The 15,230-nt window shown below is 72.8% G+C and carries 16 protein-coding genes; 3 read left to right on the plus strand and 13 right to left on the minus strand.

Annotation, left to right across the window (positions count from 1 at the left end):
- Positions 1-50 precede the first annotated feature (50 nt).
- Genes HD557_RS00185 through HD557_RS00195 form a run of 3 tightly spaced genes read right to left on the minus strand, consistent with a single transcriptional unit; the run spans position 51 to position 3,544 of the window.
- Positions 51-1,388, minus strand: a complete 1,338-nt coding sequence (locus HD557_RS00185) for an MFS transporter (protein ID WP_196872393.1) — start codon at positions 1,386-1,388, stop codon at positions 51-53.
- Between the two features lie 25 nt (positions 1,389-1,413).
- Positions 1,414-2,430 carry a PDR/VanB family oxidoreductase gene (locus HD557_RS00190; RefSeq protein WP_196872394.1) on the minus strand — a complete coding sequence of 339 codons (1,017 nt, stop codon included), beginning with the start codon at positions 2,428-2,430 and terminating at the stop codon, positions 1,414-1,416.
- Between the two features lie 10 nt (positions 2,431-2,440).
- Positions 2,441-3,544 carry an aromatic ring-hydroxylating dioxygenase subunit alpha gene (locus HD557_RS00195; RefSeq protein WP_008355019.1) on the minus strand — a complete coding sequence of 368 codons (1,104 nt, stop codon included), beginning with the start codon at positions 3,542-3,544 and terminating at the stop codon, positions 2,441-2,443.
- 116 nt (positions 3,545-3,660) lie between these two features.
- Between HD557_RS00195 and HD557_RS00200 the strand changes: the two genes are divergently transcribed.
- Positions 3,661-4,257 carry a PadR family transcriptional regulator gene (locus HD557_RS00200; RefSeq protein WP_196872395.1) on the plus strand — a complete coding sequence of 199 codons (597 nt, stop codon included), beginning with the start codon at positions 3,661-3,663 and terminating at the stop codon, positions 4,255-4,257.
- On the opposite strand, the gene HD557_RS00205 is transcribed toward HD557_RS00200, so the two are convergent.
- The 7 genes from HD557_RS00205 to HD557_RS00235 are packed head-to-tail and all read right to left on the minus strand — an operon-like array spanning position 4,254 to position 9,695.
- Entirely contained in the window at positions 4,254-5,405 is a 1,152-nt protein-coding gene (locus tag HD557_RS00205) for a sensor histidine kinase (RefSeq protein ID WP_008355015.1), read from the minus strand. The genes HD557_RS00200 and HD557_RS00205 overlap by 4 nt on opposite strands.
- Positions 5,402-6,088 carry a response regulator transcription factor gene (locus tag HD557_RS00210; protein WP_196872396.1) on the minus strand — a complete coding sequence of 229 codons (687 nt, stop codon included), beginning with the start codon at positions 6,086-6,088 and terminating at the stop codon, positions 5,402-5,404. The genes HD557_RS00205 and HD557_RS00210 overlap by 4 nt, the downstream gene beginning before the upstream one ends.
- A 5-nt stretch (positions 6,089-6,093) precedes the next feature.
- Entirely contained in the window at positions 6,094-6,519 is a 426-nt protein-coding gene (locus tag HD557_RS00215; protein ID WP_196872397.1) for a hypothetical protein, read from the minus strand.
- Positions 6,516-7,661, minus strand: a complete 1,146-nt coding sequence (locus tag HD557_RS00220; RefSeq protein ID WP_196872398.1) for a molybdopterin-dependent oxidoreductase — start codon at positions 7,659-7,661, stop codon at positions 6,516-6,518. The genes HD557_RS00215 and HD557_RS00220 overlap by 4 nt, the downstream gene beginning before the upstream one ends.
- Positions 7,658-8,362: a methyltransferase domain-containing protein gene (locus HD557_RS00225; RefSeq protein ID WP_196872399.1), complete on the minus strand. Its 705-nt coding sequence runs from the start codon at positions 8,360-8,362 to the stop codon at positions 7,658-7,660. Before HD557_RS00225 ends, HD557_RS00220 begins: the two co-directional genes overlap by 4 nt.
- On the minus strand, positions 8,359-9,030 hold the full coding sequence (locus HD557_RS00230; protein ID WP_196872400.1) for a TIGR04282 family arsenosugar biosynthesis glycosyltransferase: 672 nt from the start codon (positions 9,028-9,030) through the stop codon (positions 8,359-8,361). The genes HD557_RS00225 and HD557_RS00230 overlap by 4 nt, the downstream gene beginning before the upstream one ends.
- Entirely contained in the window at positions 9,027-9,695 is a 669-nt protein-coding gene (locus tag HD557_RS00235; RefSeq protein ID WP_196872401.1) for a glycosyltransferase family 2 protein, read from the minus strand. The genes HD557_RS00230 and HD557_RS00235 overlap by 4 nt, the downstream gene beginning before the upstream one ends.
- 112 nt (positions 9,696-9,807) lie before the next feature.
- On the opposite strand from HD557_RS00235, the gene HD557_RS00240 reads away from it, so the two are divergent.
- Complete coding sequence (locus HD557_RS00240; protein ID WP_196872402.1) at positions 9,808-11,163, plus strand: hypothetical protein; 1,356 nt, start codon at positions 9,808-9,810, stop codon at positions 11,161-11,163.
- A 1-nt stretch (position 11,164) separates the two neighbouring features.
- Here HD557_RS00240 and HD557_RS00245 read toward each other — a convergent pair whose 3' ends face one another.
- Positions 11,165-12,220: an NAD-dependent epimerase/dehydratase family protein gene (locus HD557_RS00245; RefSeq protein ID WP_196872403.1), complete on the minus strand. Its 1,056-nt coding sequence runs from the start codon at positions 12,218-12,220 to the stop codon at positions 11,165-11,167.
- On the minus strand, positions 12,217-13,032 hold the full coding sequence (locus HD557_RS00250; RefSeq protein WP_196872404.1) for an S-methyl-5'-thioadenosine phosphorylase: 816 nt from the start codon (positions 13,030-13,032) through the stop codon (positions 12,217-12,219). Before HD557_RS00250 ends, HD557_RS00245 begins: the two co-directional genes overlap by 4 nt.
- 215 nt (positions 13,033-13,247) lie before the next feature.
- On the opposite strand from HD557_RS00250, the gene HD557_RS00255 reads away from it, so the two are divergent.
- Positions 13,248-13,973, plus strand: coding sequence for an HNH endonuclease family protein (locus HD557_RS00255; RefSeq protein ID WP_196872405.1), 726 nt, complete (start codon positions 13,248-13,250; stop codon positions 13,971-13,973).
- An 11-nt stretch (positions 13,974-13,984) separates the two neighbouring features.
- On the opposite strand, the gene HD557_RS00260 is transcribed toward HD557_RS00255, so the two are convergent.
- The gene (locus HD557_RS00260) at positions 13,985-15,064 is read right to left on the minus strand and encodes a restriction endonuclease (RefSeq protein ID WP_196872406.1); all 1,080 of its coding nucleotides are present in this window, start codon (positions 15,062-15,064) and stop codon (positions 13,985-13,987) included.
- Between the last annotated feature and the right edge of the window lie 166 nt (positions 15,065-15,230).

Raw genomic sequence — 15,230 nt, forward strand, 5'->3', positions numbered from 1 at the left:
CGGTTCACGGCCCGTCCCGGTTGCAGCCGGGACGGGCCGATTCCGTCCGCCTACGCGGAGGCCACCTCCGGGACCGGCCGAGCAGCCCGGCCGGTCCGCAGGAAGAGCAGCGCGACGGCGGAGAGGGCGACCACGACGGCGGCGCCGACGTACAGGTTGACCGGCGTCCACGAGGCGTCGAGCAGGCGCCCGGCGAGCATCGGCGACAGGATGGCCCCGATGCGGCCGATGCCGATCGCCCAGCCCATACCCGTGCTGCGGATCTCGGTGCCGTAGATGGCCGGGGTGATCGTGTAGAGGCCGGCGATGCAGCCGTTGATGAGCGCGCCGACGACGACGCCGATGACCAGCGCGACCGTGAGCAGTGCCGTGCTGGTGATGAACACGACCATCGTCAGCGCCGACAGCACGGTGAAGCCGATCAGCACGACGCGGCTGTCCAGCCGGGAGGCGACGAGGCCGTAGAGCACCGAACCGGCGGTGCCGCCCAGGGCCAGCATCATGCCGGCGGTGACCGCGTCGGCCTCCGACATCCCCGAGGTCACCAGCAGCTGCGGGGTCCAGCTGTTGACGAAGTAGAAGCCGAACATCGTCGCCAGGAAGGCCACCCAGACGAGCAGGGTCGAGCGGCGCAGGTCCGCACCGAGGAGTACGCCGGGGTTGCCGCTGCGACGCCGAGCGGCCGGGCGAGGAGCGGATTCCAGGACGTCCGAGGTGACCGCGGGCTGCCCGAGCCGCCCGAGGATCCGGTTGACCCGCTCCAGCGCCTGCCGCGGCCGGCGCTGGACCAGGAAGTCCACCGACTCGGGCAGCAGCACGACCAGCAGCACCAGCGCGATCCCGGTCGCGACACCGCCGGCGACGAAGACGCTGCGCCAGCCGAGGTCGGCGAGCATGCCGCGCGCGGCCACGCCGCCGAGGGTGGCGCCGATGCCGTAGCCCGCCGTGTAGAGGCCGATCGCCAGGCCGCGCCAGCGCGCCGAGGCGTACTCGCTCGCGATCACGTTGGTGCTGGCCAGGATGCCGCCCACGCCCAGACCGGTGACGACCCGGGCGAGGCCGAGCAGGAGAGCGGACGGGGAGGCGGCGGAGAGCAGCATCCCGGCGGTCGCCAGGCCGACGCTGATCAGGATCAGCGGCCGGCGGCCGATGACGTCGGCGACCGGGGCCAGCGCCAGCGAGCCGACCGCCATGCCGACCAGCCCGGCGCTCAGCAGCACGCCGAGCTCCGAGCCGCTCAGCGCGAACTCCTCGGTCAGCGAGGAGGCGGTGAAGGCCATCGCCATCACGTCGAATCCGTCCAGACAGTTCAGCAGGACGCAGAGCGCGACGACCATCCACTGGTAGGGAGTCATCGCAGCGGCGTCGATGCGCGCACGAAGGTTCATCTCGGGTCTCTTTCGGGGTGGGGGTTCACGGAAGATGCAGGGTCACGGCCGCCAGCTCGGCGGCATCCGCGTCGGCGGAGTCGCCGCGGGCGGCGCGGGCGACGCAGAGGCACAAGGACGCGTACGTCTCCTTCTGCTGCTGGCTCAGGAAGACGTCGCGGTGGTCGATCCGGCCGCTGACGTCGAGCACCTTGACCTGGCAGATCCCGCACTCGCCCTTGCGGCAGTCCCACATCACGTCGACACCGGCGTCCTCGAGCGCGTCGAGCATCGAGCTGTCCTTGCCGACGCGGACGGAGCGGTCGAGCTGGGGGAGGTGCACGACGAAGTCCTCCGCCGCCCAGGCGCCGCTGCTGCCGAACGTCTCGAAGCGCAGGTTCGGCTCCGGCAGCTCGTGGGCCGCCCAGGCGCGACGGATCGCGTCCATCAGCCGGATCGGTCCGCACATGTACATCTCGGTCCGCGTCGCGGCCGGGGAGCCGGCGATCTCGCCGACCAGCGCCTCCACGTCGAGGCGTACGTCCTCGTCGTCGACGAACACCCGGACCCGGTCGCCGTGGGTGTCGGCGAGCTCGTCGAGGTAGGCCATGACGGCACGCCGCCGCCCGGCCAGGACGAGCGTGTAGTCGGCGCCGCGTCGGCGGAGGGTGTCGGCCATCGCCACCAGCGCGGTGACGCCGATGCCGCCCGCGACCAGTACGTAGCGGTCGGCGCCGACCCCGAGCGGGAAGCTCTGGACCGGCCCGGTCATCTCGACCACGTCGCCCGCCTCGAGGCCGTGCATGTGGCGCGACCCGCCGCGAGATGACGGGGCCAGCTGGACGCCGAGGGTGAGCCGGCGGCCGCCGTCCTCGGAGCGGACGACCGAGTAGGACCGCTTCCGGACGTGCCCTGCGAGGTCGAGCCGGAGGTCGACGTGGGTGCCGGGGGCGGCGTGGACGGGGCGGTCGGGGGCGAGCACGATGCGGCGTACGCCTTCGGCGAGGTCGGACGTCTCGACCACACGGCCCTGCTGCCACCAGGTCTGGGTGTTCACTGCCATGGTGGCGGCCTCACTTCGCAGCCGCGGCGGCGGGGAGACCCTCCGCCTGCAGCATGCGGTCCAGGATCCGGCGCACCCACATGCCGCCGGCGTCGATGTTGAGGCTGTAGAACTCGTGGTCCGGGTTGGCGTCGATCGCCCGCTGCTGGGCGGCGAGCATCTCCTCGTCCTCGCCGAAGACGCCGTGGACGCCTTGGCGCAGCTGGGTCGTGATGGTCTGGCTCTCCAGGCGGTAGTTGCGCATGAAGGCCCAGAAGTAGTGCGACGTCCGCGCGGTCTCCGGGGTGATCGTGTTCATCACGAAGCCGTTCACGCCCTGGCTGCGGTCGCCCTCGGGGGCGCCGGTGCCGGCCTTGGCGACGCCGACGTCGATGCAGATGGTCGAGGGGGCCTCGAAGTGGATGATCTGCCAGCGGTCGACCTTCCCGGTGAAGCCGGGGAACTTGTCGCGCATGTTCTTCAGCCAGAACGGGGGCGCGTCGATGTCGCGCATCCAGCGGGTCACGGTGACGTGGCGGTCGTCGTGGCTCACCTCGAACTCGGCCTCGGAGAGCTCGTCCTGCCCGATGCTCGAGCTGTGCACGAATTCCTCGTGGGTGAGGTCCATCAGGTTGTCGAGCACCAGCTGGTAGTTGCAGGGCGCGTAGATCGTCTCGCCGTCGCCGGCCCAGTCCGGTGAGTCCATCTGGTGCATGTCGGGCACGGTGGCGGGGTCGGCGAGGTCGGGGTCGCCCACCCAGACCCACACGTAGCGGTAGCGCTCGACGACCGGGTAGGACGGGACGATCGCGCTCGGGTTGATCGTCTCCTGCGCGGGCATGCTCGTGCAGCGGCCGGCGGAGTTGTAGCGCAGCCCGTGGTAGGGGCACTGGATCTCGTCGCCGAGCACCTTGCCCTTCGAGAGCGGTGCCAGCCGGTGCCAGCAGGCGTCGGCCAGCGCGACCGCGCGGCCGTCGCTGTTGCGCCACAGCGCCAGCGGCACGCCGGCGATGGTGCGGGCGAGCGGCTGCTTCGCGGTCACCTCGTGGTCCCACGCGGCGACGTACCAGGCGTTGCGGGGGAAGTTGAAGATCTTGCTGGCCGCGGTGATCGGCGGGGAATCCAGGATGGTCATGGGGAACTCCCTATGGAGATAGGTGTTGTGCTCGTCACAAACTACCTATCTCTATAGTTAGTGGCAAGGGGCAGGTACGCTCGCCGCACGGTCGCTGCGTGGAAGAGGGGGTCACGATGTCGCTGAGATTCGCGCTGCTCGCGCTGCTCACCTCGCGCCCGATGACCGGCTACGACGTCTCCAAGCAGTTCAGCCAGTCGGTCGCCCACGTGTGGCACGCGCCCGACTCGCAGATCTATCCGGAGCTCAACCGGATGGAGCGCGACGGCCTGCTCGAGTCCGCGGTCGTGCCGTGGGGCAAGAAGGGCACCAAGAAGGAGTACGCCGTCACCGAGGCCGGGGTGCAGGCCTTCCGGGAGTGGATGGACGCGCCCATCGAGATCCGCCGGCAGCGCGAGCCCGCCTACCTCAAGGCGGCCTATCTGGAGTGGGCCGAGCCCGGCGCCGCGCGCGCCGAGCTGGAGCAGTTCCGCGACTACTGGACCGAGCACCTGGCGATGCTCGAGGCCACCCGCGCGACGCTGCTCGACCGCAGCCACCCCACGCTGGCCCGGCGTCTGGAGCACTACGACAAGAGCCAGTGGGACCGGATCGTGCGCTACAAGGTCTTCGCCTACGACGGCCTGATCGACCAGGCGCGCGCCGCGATCGCCTGGGCCGAGCGTGGCCTCGTGCTCGTCGACGAGCTGGAAGGCTCCGCGGTCGAGTCCTAGGCGGGCAGGCGTACGTGGAACCGGCAGCCGGTCGCGGCCGGAAGGTTCTCCACCCAGACCCTGCCGCGGTGCGCGTCGACGAGGCCCTTGACGATGGCGAGGCCGAACCCGGCGCCCTGGGCGCTGGTGCCGTCGGCGCCCTCTGGCGCGGCCGGGGTACGGGCGGAGCTGCCCTGCCAGCCGAGGTCGAAGACCCGCTCCATGTCGCCGGGATCCAGGCCGCCGCAGCCGTCGCTGACGCTGAGGTCGATGCTGCGTACGTCTCCGGGGGCCAGCTGGCAGCGCACCTCGACCGTGCCGTCGGCGGGGGTGTGGCGGATCGCGTTCATCAGCAGGTTGGAGACGACCCGGGACAGGCTGGCCGGGTCGGCGGTGATCTCGAGGCCGTCCTCGACCTGTCCGCCGAGCCGGACCCTGCGCTCCCGGGCCACCGGGTCGGCCCCGGCCAGCGCCTCGCTGACCAGGTCGCCGAGCAGGACCGGCTCGGGTGTCAGGGTGAGCGCCCCGGCCTGGATCCGGGAGAGCTCGAAGAGGTCGTCCACGAGCCGGGCCAGCCGCTCGACCTCGACGCGGATGCGCTGGTGATAGCGGTGCGGGTCGGCCGCGATCCCGTCCTCGAGCGCCTCGGCCATCGCGCGCAGCCCGGCCAGCGGCGTACGCAGGTCGTGGGCGACCCAGGAGATCAGCTCGCGACGGGACTCCTCGAGCCGTGCCTCCCGGGCGCTCGCCTCCTCGAGCCGCCGCTGCGTCTCGGCGAGCTCGGCCGACAGCGACCGGAGCTCCCGTGGCCCCCTCTCGGAGGGCTGCTGATGTCCGCCGAGAGCCATCTGCCGGGCCTGCAGCTGGACGGCTCCTGACCAGCGGACCATCGCGGAGCCGATGACGAACCCGACCAGGATCGCCACGACCACGGCGATCGAGGTGACCACGGTGATGACCAGGAGGTCGTGGCCGGAGAGGAACATCAGCCAGGCGACGGCGAGCACGCCTCCGAAGACCGTCAGCACGGCCACCGTGGCGGCCAGGGTGAGCTGCCAGCGGATCGACCAGCGCCGCGTCAGCCAGGCGACGAGGAGCCCCAGCAGGCCGACGGCGAGACCGGCCCCCGCGGCGACGAGCGAGATCAGGACGGCATCGGCGAACTTCATGCACCCACCTCCGCGGGCTCCCAGCGGTAGCCGACGCCCCAGACCGTGACCAGCCGCTCCGGCCGGGTCGGGTCGGACTCGATCTTCTCCCGCAGCCGGCGTACGTGGACCGTGACCGTCGAGCGGTCGCCGATCGTCCACCCCCAGACGTGCTCGAGCAGGTCCTCCCGGGTGAAGGCCTTGCCGGGGTGGGCGATCAGGTAGCGGAGGAGGTCGAACTCGCGCGTGGTCAGCGCCAGCTCCGCTCCGCCGTTCGTGGCCACCCGACGGTCGGCGTCGACCACGATGGAGCCGTCCGAGACCACGCCGCCCTCGCCGGAGTGGCCGGTGCGCTTGAGCACCGAGTCGACCCGGAGCACCAGCTCCCGCGGACTGAACGGCTTGCCGACGTAGTCGTCGGCTCCGAGCTCGAGCCCCATGATCCGGTCGGCCTCGCTGCCGAGCGCGGTGAGCATGATGATCGGCACCTCGCCGGCCTGCCGCAGACGCCGGCAGACCTCCAGCCCGTCGATGCCGGGCAGCATCAGGTCGAGGACGACGATGTCGGCGGGTCGCTCGCTCATCGCGCGTAGCGCCTGCTCGCCGTCGCCGGCCTCGACGACGTCGTGCGAGCCCGCGCGCAGGTAGGAGGCCAGCACCTCGCGTACGGTGAGGTCGTCGTCGACCACGAGCACACGTGCCATCGGCCCTACTCCTCCTCGGCGATCCGCTGGGGTGAGCGTAGTTCGCCGAGCGCCACGGCGACACCGGCGCACACGCACAGCAGCGCGAACGCCAGCAGCCCCTGGGTGTAGTCGCGGTCCAGCAGCGTCGGGTTGTCCGGCTTCGCGCCGAACCGGCCGAGGACCGGGATCGCGACCAGGACGGTCGGCCCGAGCAGCACCAGCACCGTCACCGCGCCCCGCGCGACCGCCCTCGGCAGCAGCCGGCCGCCGAGCCACCCCAGCGCCAGCACGGCCGGAGCCAGGATCCCGTCGTGGATCACGACCGCGGCCGCCAGCCAGACGACGACCTCGACGATCTGGTCGAGGTCCTGCCTGCTGAGCAGCAGCCAGGCGCCGTACGCCATCCCGACCGTGCCGAGGCCGATCAGTCCACCGCGCAGCCCTCTCATGCCAGCACCTCGATCCGGGATACCCACTTGGTCTGCATGACGCCGGGACGGTCGGGGGCGATGAGCCGGACCGGGTAGCCGTGGTCGATCGAGAGCGTGTCGCCGTCGAGCTCGAGGGCCATCAGGGTCCGCTCGTCGTCGGCGAAGTTCGCGGGCAGCACGGTGTCGGAGGAGGCGCTGAAGGTCTGGATCGACCGGATCCGCACGTCTCGCCCTGGCGGGGCGCCGACCAGGTCGAGCAGGTCACGCAGGCGTACGCCTCGCCACTCGCCCGTCGCGCTCCATCCCTCGACGCAGGCGATCGGCAGGGTGGAGGTCCGCTGCTCCATCGCGACCAGGTCCTGACGGGACAGGGCCAGGGACGTCGCGCCGTGGACGAGCTCGAGGCGGTAGGCGGAGCTGCTCGCCTCGGCCACCACACCGGCCGAGTGGGCCGTGCGGTTGATCGGGATGCCGTGCTTGCGCGAGCGTGGGGAGAGAGCCGCGATGCGGCCGACTCCGGGGACGGTGCCGGCGGTGTAGAGGAAGGCGGCGGCCAGGGCCGAGGTCCCGGCCAGGATCAGCACTCCGCGTCGGCTGACCGGCCCCTGTCTGCGTGCGTTCGGGCGGTCGTGGGCGGTGTCGTCGACGTCGCCGGTCAGGGCGTCGCGGATGATCGGAAGCTTCACCGCGATGTGGACCAGAAGCGCCCCGACGGCGACGAAGGCGAGCGCGTAGTGGGTGGCCCGGAAGCTGAAGCCCCAGGGGTACCACTGCGCGACGTTGAGCAGGCCGGTCGTGAGCTGGACCAGCGAGGTGCTGACCAGGATCGCGATCGAGCCGCGCTCGAGAGCGGTCGGCAGGGCCTCGCGGACCCGTCGCGGCACGGGCTGGAAGAGCTTGGGGAAGACGACCCACAGCTTGATCAGCAGGAGCGGGATCGCGGCGGTCCCGGCGACGACGTGCAGCCCCTGGGTGACCTGGTAGAGCCACGACGGGCTCGTCGGCAGCGGTACCGGCTGGCTGTCGTTCTGGGCGTAGTGGCTGATCAGCCCGGTCGCGAGCGCGACCCCGAAGCAGATCCCGAGCCACAGCCCCACCCGCGCGGCGACCGCGGCGCTGCGCAGGCGCGAGGTGAACGAGTCCTCGGACGGGATCCTCATGACGCCTCCTCGACGAGCACGGCCACCCACCGCTCACCACCGGGCGTCAGCGCCCGGGGTCGCGCCCATGCCGTGCGCAGGGGTTCGGCCTGGCCGAGCTGCGGCAGGGGCGCCAGCCGGGTGACCGCGAACCCGGCCTCGGTCGCGATCGACCTGATCGCGTCGGCGCCGACGGTCGCCCACGGGAACTGGGAGGAGCCACCGCAGTCGCAGACGAGCTCGGCCAGCAGCGGGCCGCTCGGCGTTCCCGGCGGGTGCACCTCGGCGACCACCCGGCCGCCCGGGACCAACAGCCGGCGTACGCGGGCGAGGAGGGCCAGCGGGTCCCCACCGATCCCGAGGTTGCCGTCGGCGAGGAGGGCGGTCGCCCACCACCCTTCGCCGGGAAGGGGTTCGAAGACGTCGCGGCACACCGCGCGACCGCCGCGTGCCTCGGTCTCGGCGACGGCCTCCGGGACGACGTCGACGCCGAGCGACGGCAGGCCGCGAGCCGTGAGCGCGGCGGTCATCCTGCCGGGGCCGCAGCCGAGGTCGATCGTCGGCCCGGCGCAGTAGGAGAGCAGCGCGAGGTCCGCCGCGTCGGCGGTGCGGGTCCAGTCCTCGACCGGCAGCCGCGAGGCCCTGCCGTCGACGTTCACCACCCGGCACCGCTCGCTGGCGAAGGCGTGCCCGAAGGCCGACTCCACCACCGCCGCGGTCATCGGGTCACTCGCGCGATCTCGGCGGCGATCTCGGCGGCGGCCGCGGCGAAGCGGGTCCCGGGGGCGGCTGCGGCGACGGGTGCGACGTCGGCGAGATGGTCGACGTCGCGAAGCCGTTCACCGGCAGCGACCCGGAGACCCCGTGCTTCGAGGGCGGACCGGGTGGCTGCGTACGTCTGGGGGGTGGACATCGGCACGTCGCGCAGGACCGTGGCGGCGGAGGGGTCGCGGAGCGCCAGGGCCCACCAGCCGCCGTCCTCGGCGGGGGCGAGCACGGCGTCGGCCGCGTCCAGGCCGGCGGCCACGGCCAGCAGGCTGGCCGGCGTCACCTGCGGGGTGTCCATCCCGATCTGCACGACCGGGCCGGCGACGTCGGCGTGGGCGTTCGCGAGCCGCTCGCCGAGTCCGCTCCCGCGCTGCGGGGTGACGGTCCAGCCGGCGACGGCCGCCTCGATCTCGTCCGCCCGGAACCCCACGGAGACGTCCCCGGACAGCGACAGCCGGCACCGGTCCGTCCCCACGGCCAGCGCGCAGGCGTCGATCGTGTCGAGCAGCGCGGCCGCCGCGACGGCCGTCGCGGTCGTCTCCCCGACCTCGGCCGCGAGCCGGGTCTTCACCAGGCCCGGAACCGGTGCCTTGGCGACGAGCAGGAGCGTCGCGGTCGTCATGCGAGCACCCGCCAGAAGTCGTACGCCGCGCGCAGGCTGCCGCGCACCGAGCCGGAGACCTTCGAGCGGGTCCCGGCGGTGCGCGGGTGGTAGTCGACGTCGATCTCGTGCACCCGCCAGCCGGCCCGGGCCGCACGATCGAGGAGCTCGACCGGGTAGCCGGAGCGCCGGTCCTCCACGCCGAGCCCGAGCAGCGCCTCGCGGCGGGCCGCGCGCAGCGGGGCGATGTCGCGCACCCGCAGTCCGGTGCGGCGCCGCAGCGCGTTCAGCACGATCCGGTTGCCGACCCGGGCGTGCCACGGCTGGGCGCCCGGGGTCACCGGCCGGCGGCAGCCCAGGGCGAGGTCGGCCTCGTCGCGTCTGATCGTCTCGACCAGCGGGAGCGCGGCCGCGGGATCGAAGGAGCCGTCGCCGTCCATCACCACGACGTAGGGGGCGGTGGCGGCGAGCAGACCGGCGTGCACCGCCGCCCCGTATCCGGGCTGCGACTCCGACACCACCCGCGCCCCCAGCGCGCGGGCCACGTCGGCGGTGCCGTCGGTCGAGCCGTTGTCGACGACGATCACGGACAGCTCCGCCGGCACCCGCGGCAGCAGCTCACGCAGGGCGGCGGCCTCGTCGCGGCAGGGCAGCACGAGGTCGGTCTCGGGATGGTTCTGGGCCATGGAATCGACTCTAGGAACGCCTCGCCCTCGATGGGGCCGGCAGATCTTACGGTCCGATGACGGGGCGCCTCCTTGGCGCTGACCGGGCCTACATCCACCTACGCTCGCAGTCGTGAACTCCTCAGCTCACCGCGCCACCCTGGTGGGGCTCCTCGCCACACTGACTCTCGTGGCCGCGGCCGTCCTCGTGCCGCCGCTCCTCGGCTGGCAGGTGTGGACCCGGGTGCACATCGAGGACGGCACCTTCCCGCCGCTGCACGGGTTTCCGCAGGTCAAGGTCGGGATCGGCACGGTACCCGCAGTCCTGCTCGCCCTCGCCTCGCTGCGCTGGGCCGACGCCGTCGCGACGCGGTTGCCGTGGCGGCGCCTGCTCGTGGTGGCGTACGCCGCCGGGCTGGTGTGGCTGCTGTCGCTGGCGCTCGTGGACGGCGCCGAAGGCATCTCCGGGGTGCTCGGGAGCCGGTCCGAGTACCTCGGCACCGCCCGGGCGGTCGACGACGTGGGCGGCCTGCTGCGGGAGTACGTCGCCCGGATCCCCTACGACGCGTCCGACGGCAACTGGCCGGTCCACATCGCCGGCCATCCGCCCGGGATGGTGCTCTTCTTCGTGCTCCTGGTGAAGGTGGGTCTCGGCGGCGACCTGGCCGCCGGGCTGGTCGTCACGGTGATCGCCGCGACGCTGGCGCCGGCGGTCATGACCACGGTCCGTGTCCTCGGCAGCGAGGCCGGGGCTCGCGCGGCCGCCCCCTATCTCGTCCTCACCCCGTCGGCCGTGTTCCTCGCCGTCTCCGCCGACGCGGTGATGGCGGCGACCGCCGCCTGGGGGATGTGCTGCCTGGCCCTCGCCTGCCGGGGCGGCTTACGCCGCGGCTGGCCGGCGGCAGTCGCGGCCGGGCTTCTCCTCGGCTACCTGGTGATGATGTCGTACGGCCTCCCGCTGGTCGGCGTGCTCGCGCTCGCGGTGCTCTGGCTGGGCAGCGGCCGGCGGTGGGGCTGGGCCCGCGGATGGTGGGTGCTCCCGGCCGCTGCGGTCTCGGCGCTCGGGGTGGTTCTCGTCTTTGCCGCGGGCGGGTTCGCCTGGTGGGAGGCCTACCCGGTGCTGGTCGACCGCTACTGGGACGGTCTCGCGAGTCAGCGTCCGGGGGCCTACTGGACCTGGGGGAACCTGGCCGCGCTCGCGATCAGTGCCGGCCCGCTCGTCGGCGCCGGGATCGGCGCCGCCTGGGCCTCCCGGCGCAACATCGAGGACCGGGTGGTCGTGGGCCTGGTCGCCGCGGCGCTGATCATGGTCGCCCTGGCCGACGTCTCGCAGATGAGCCGGGCCGAGGTCGAACGGATCTGGCTGCCGTTCATCCCCTGGCTCACCCTCGGCTGCGCGCTCCTGCCCGAGCGGTGCCGACGGCCGGGTCTCGTGCTCCAGCTCGCCACCGCGCTGCTCGTCGAGCACCTGCTCCACACGAGCTGGTGACTCACCCCGCGGCGGGGCGCAACGGGGCGGTGGCGAACGCCGGCAGACCGATCTCCGGTAGCACCTCGGCGCGGAAGCCGAGCTCCTTCTCCGCGAGCACCGGTGAGGCGACGACATGGCGTACGTCGCCGATCCGGTAGCGCCCGGTGACCACCGGCGCGACCTCGTGCCCGGCACCTCGCGCGATCAGCGAGGCCACCTCGCTGATCGTGACCGGGTTCCCGGACGCGACGTTGTAGGCCGCCAGGGATCCGGGTGACCGGTCGGCTGTCGCCTCGAGCGCCGCGAGGTTGGCCCGGGCGACGTCGTCGACGTGGACGAAGTCGCGCTGCTGGCCGCCGTCCTCGAACACCTGCGGCGCCTCACCCCGCTCCAGCGAGGACCGGAAGATCGCGGCCACGCCGGAGTAGGGGGTGTCGGCGGGCATGTGCGGCCCGTAGACGTTGTGGTAGCGCAGCGCGATGGCGGTCGCGTCGGCCTGGCGTGCCCACGCGGAGGCGTAGTGCTCCTGGGCGACCTTGCTGGCTGCGTACGAGCTGCGGGGGTCGAGCCGGGCCGACTCGGCCACCGTCGCCCAGGCCAGCGCGCCGCCGCAGAGGTCGCAGTGGTTCTCGAAGTCGCCGGCGTCGAGCGCGGCGCGCGAGCGGGCCGGCGGCACCCGGTCGCCGTGGGCCTCGCAGACGTAGCGGCCCTCGCCGTAGACGACCATCGACGAGGCCAGCACCAGCCGGGAGACGCCGTGCGCGCTCATCGCCGCCAGGAGCGCCGCGGTGCCGAGGTCGTTGTGGGCGGCGTACAGCGGGAGGTCGGCCACCGTGACCCCGGCACCCACGACGGCGGCCTGGTGGCAGACCGCGTCGACGCCGTCCAGCAGGTCGCCCCATGCGCCAGCGTCGCGTACGTCGAGCAGGTGGGTGTCCGGCGGCGCCGGGGCAGAGGAACCATGTGCCATCGGAAGCAGCGCATCGACGCGTACGACCTCGTGGCCGGTCTTCTCCAGAAGGCTGCCGATGGCGGTGCCGATGAAGCCGGCCGAGCCGGTGAGCAGGACCCTCATGGGATCTCGTAGGCGAGCTGCTTGCCGTCGGCCCAGGTCGAGCACGAGCAGCCGGCCGGGTCGGGCAGACCGGCGATCGTGTCGGTCAGGACGGTGCGCATCCGCTCCAGGTTGGCGGCGAAGAGCGCGTAGACGTCGTCCTCGTCGACACCCTCGCCCTCGGCCGCACCCGCGTCCATGTCGGTGACCAGGCACAACGGCGCGTAGCACATCCGCAGCTCGCGGGCGAGCGCCGCCTCCGGCGCCCCGGTCATCCCGACCAGCGTCCAGCCCTGGGCCGCGTGGTGGATGGACTCGGCTCGCGTCGAGAACCGCGGACCCTCGATGACGATGAGCGTGCCGCCGACCTTCACCGACTGGTCGGCGGCCACGTACGCCTTGGCGATCCGCGCGCAGTAGGGATCCGCGAGAGGTACGTGGGTGGCGCCCGTCTCGACATAGCTGGGGATCCGGCGCCAGGTGCGGTCGACGAGCTGGTCGGGGGTGACCAGGTCGCCGGGGGCGACGGCGTCGGGCCGGAGGCCGCCGACGGCGCTGGGGGAGAGCACCTGGGTCACCCCGAGCGACCGCAGCGCCCAGAGGTTGGCGCGGTAGGGGATGGCGTGCGGCGGATACTCGTGGGAGCGCCCGTGTCGGGGCACGAAGGCCACCGACCGGCCGGCGACCGTGCCGACCGTGATCGGCGCCGACGGTGCACCGTAGGGTGTCTCGACGACCACCTCCTCGGCGTCGCTCACGAACTCGTAGAGCCCGGTCCCGCCGATGACCCCGACCTCGGCGCGAGGTGCCTGTCCCTTGTCCAGCCCAGTCATGCCTTCACTCTGCCAGCGCCGAGACACTCGGCAACAGGGCACGATGCATCCGTCACCGATCGGTAATACCTCGCTGGTGCTGTAGGTCTCGACCCGCTTCGCGGGTTCGCAAGCTCACCCGCTGCGCTCGCTCGACCTCCTCCCGTTGCGACCGCGCTCGTTCCTCGCGCGGTCGCAGGCTCGGATGTCGGTGGTCACGGGCACAATGCGATGCCGTGGGGAGACGTACGTCGCTGGGAGTCCTGGTCGTGCTGCTTGCGATCGCCGGCTGGGCGGTCTCGCTGTGGCTACCGGAGGAGGCGCCGGCGACGCGGCATCCGGCGCCACCCGCGACCGAGACCGCGACCGCGGGACCGCCGCCGGGGCCGGCGAGTGTACGCGCGGTGCGCGGTGAGCTTGCTTCGTTGGCGACGGTCGCGAGGCGACCGGAGGGGCTGGTTGCGTACGAGCGCTCGGTGTTCGGCGGAAGCTGGGCCGACAGCGACGGCAACGGGTGCAACCAGCGTGACGACGTGCTCCTGCGTGACGCCCTCGAGGTGCGGACCGGGCAGCAGGGGAGGTGCGACCACGACGTGCTCGCCGGGACGTGGGTGGACCCCTACACCGGCCGGCGCCTGACCTTCACCGACCTGAAGGAGCCCGGTCAGGCCCAGGCGATCCAGATCGACCATATCGTGCCCCTCTCCGAGGCCTGGCGCTCCGGGGCGAGCAGGTGGCCCGAGGACCGGCGCCGCGCGTTCGCCAACGACCTGGACAACCTGCTCGCCGTCGACGGCCCCACCAACATGAGCAAGGGCGACGCCGACCCCGCGGGCTGGCGTCCGCGGAAGGGGTTCCAGTGTGCGTACGCCACCCGCTGGGTCGAGTCCAAGGCACGCTGGTCGCTCGCCGTCGACGACAGCGAGCGACGCGCGCTCGGCGAGATGCTCGGCTACTGCTGAGGGCGGGCGACTCAGACCGCGCGGCGGTAGGCGGCCATCGCGCGGTCGTAGGCCTCCCAGGCCCGCCAGGACTCCAGCGCCCGCTCGCCCTGGGGCTTGAGGCCGTCGACCTTGTGGTAGGAGTCGCCGCTGGCGTACTGCGACTCGCGGCCGGTCACGAGCGAGAGCAGCATCGGTAGGACGCTCTCGTCGGTGACCGTGATCGTGGCGACCCGGAAGGTCTGCCGCACCCACTCGGCGCGCTGGTCCGAGCCCAGGACGAGCACCACGGGCAGCTGCGACGCCCGCGCGATCGCGTCCAGGATCGGCCCGAGCCCGTGCGGGACCCACCGCTCGCCGGGCGGCGGGGTGGGCGCCTTGGGGATGCTCATGGTCGAGGGGGCGGCGGGGACGACGTAGGTCGAAGACGTGTCCGGGAGGATGTAGGTGGATGAGTACGCCGGGATCTGGCCGGTCATCGGGCCGGCGATCTTCTCGACGGCCGGCGCGGTCGCGTCCGGGGCGATGCCAGGCGCTACGTCCGGAGCGACGACCGGAGCGACCTCCGGAGCAGCGACCTGGTCGGAGGTCTTCTCCGTCGCCCTCCGGCGCGGCCTGATCGCGGGGATCTTAGACGTGAACGTGAAGCCGCCCGTGCGGGTGGGGTCGATGTGCTTGCCGGGGACCGGCTCGGGCGCCCGGCCGATGACCGGCGGCGCCGGAGCGGTGGCCGTGGCGACCAGCTCGGCGGCGTGCTTCCCGTGCGGCCGGATCGAGCCGTCGGCGGCGAACTCGAACAGGGCCACCCGCACTCTGTCGGCCCACTCGACAGCGTCCGGCGTGAAGCCGGCCCGGCTGAACAGCGCGACCGTCCGGGCGTCGTAGGCATAGCCCGCGCCGCGTACGGCACAGACGCTGCGGGCGTCGGTCGGAGCACGGGTGAGCACCACCTGCGCGACGATGACGTTGTCGGGCCGGCCGCCGATGATGTCGACGTCGGCTGCGGCCGTGCTGCCCGAGGGGGCGGCGTCGGGCCAGCCGAGCGAATGCAGATGCTCCGCGGCGTACTTCTCGGCTTCTTCGCCCGTTCTGGGCTGCCTCGGGGATGCCAACGTAGGTCCTTCCTCGATCCTCCACTCGGGCCTCCCTGCCCGATCGAGATTGGGGAGGATGATAGGCCCGCGGCGTACGCCCTGTCCGGCGGGGTGGCGAATCGGGTCGCGGTGTTCGCTCCTGGCGGATCGGCCGCGAATGTCGGCGCTCGCCGCTAGCGTGATG

The sequence above is a fragment of the Nocardioides luteus genome (assembly GCF_015752315.1).
Taxonomy (GTDB): Bacteria; Actinomycetota; Actinomycetes; order Propionibacteriales; family Nocardioidaceae; genus Nocardioides.

Bases quoted from the DNA above. Each gene is read 5' to 3' on its own strand.
- HD557_RS00195 (WP_008355019.1), bottom strand. From the start codon at position 3,544: ATGACCATCCTGGATTCCCCGCCGATCACCGCGGCCAGCAAGATCTTC.
- HD557_RS00205 (WP_008355015.1), bottom strand. From the start codon at position 5,405: ATGAAGTTCGCCGATGCCGTCCTGATCTCGCTCGTCGCCGCGGGGGCC.
- HD557_RS00245 (WP_196872403.1), bottom strand. From the start codon at position 12,220: ATGAGGGTCCTGCTCACCGGCTCGGCCGGCTTCATCGGCACCGCCATC.
- HD557_RS00200 (WP_196872395.1), top strand. From the start codon at position 3,661: ATGTCGCTGAGATTCGCGCTGCTCGCGCTGCTCACCTCGCGCCCGATG.
- HD557_RS00250 (WP_196872404.1), bottom strand. From the start codon at position 13,032: ATGACTGGGCTGGACAAGGGACAGGCACCTCGCGCCGAGGTCGGGGTC.
- HD557_RS00230 (WP_196872400.1), bottom strand. From the start codon at position 9,030: ATGACGACCGCGACGCTCCTGCTCGTCGCCAAGGCACCGGTTCCGGGC.
- HD557_RS00210 (WP_196872396.1), bottom strand. From the start codon at position 6,088: ATGGCACGTGTGCTCGTGGTCGACGACGACCTCACCGTACGCGAGGTG.
- HD557_RS00235 (WP_196872401.1), bottom strand. From the start codon at position 9,695: ATGGCCCAGAACCATCCCGAGACCGACCTCGTGCTGCCCTGCCGCGAC.
- HD557_RS00185 (WP_196872393.1), bottom strand. From the start codon at position 1,388: ATGAACCTTCGTGCGCGCATCGACGCCGCTGCGATGACTCCCTACCAG.
- HD557_RS00215 (WP_196872397.1), bottom strand. From the start codon at position 6,519: ATGAGAGGGCTGCGCGGTGGACTGATCGGCCTCGGCACGGTCGGGATG.
- HD557_RS00220 (WP_196872398.1), bottom strand. From the start codon at position 7,661: ATGAGGATCCCGTCCGAGGACTCGTTCACCTCGCGCCTGCGCAGCGCC.
- HD557_RS00225 (WP_196872399.1), bottom strand. From the start codon at position 8,362: ATGACCGCGGCGGTGGTGGAGTCGGCCTTCGGGCACGCCTTCGCCAGC.
- HD557_RS00190 (WP_196872394.1), bottom strand. From the start codon at position 2,430: ATGGCAGTGAACACCCAGACCTGGTGGCAGCAGGGCCGTGTGGTCGAG.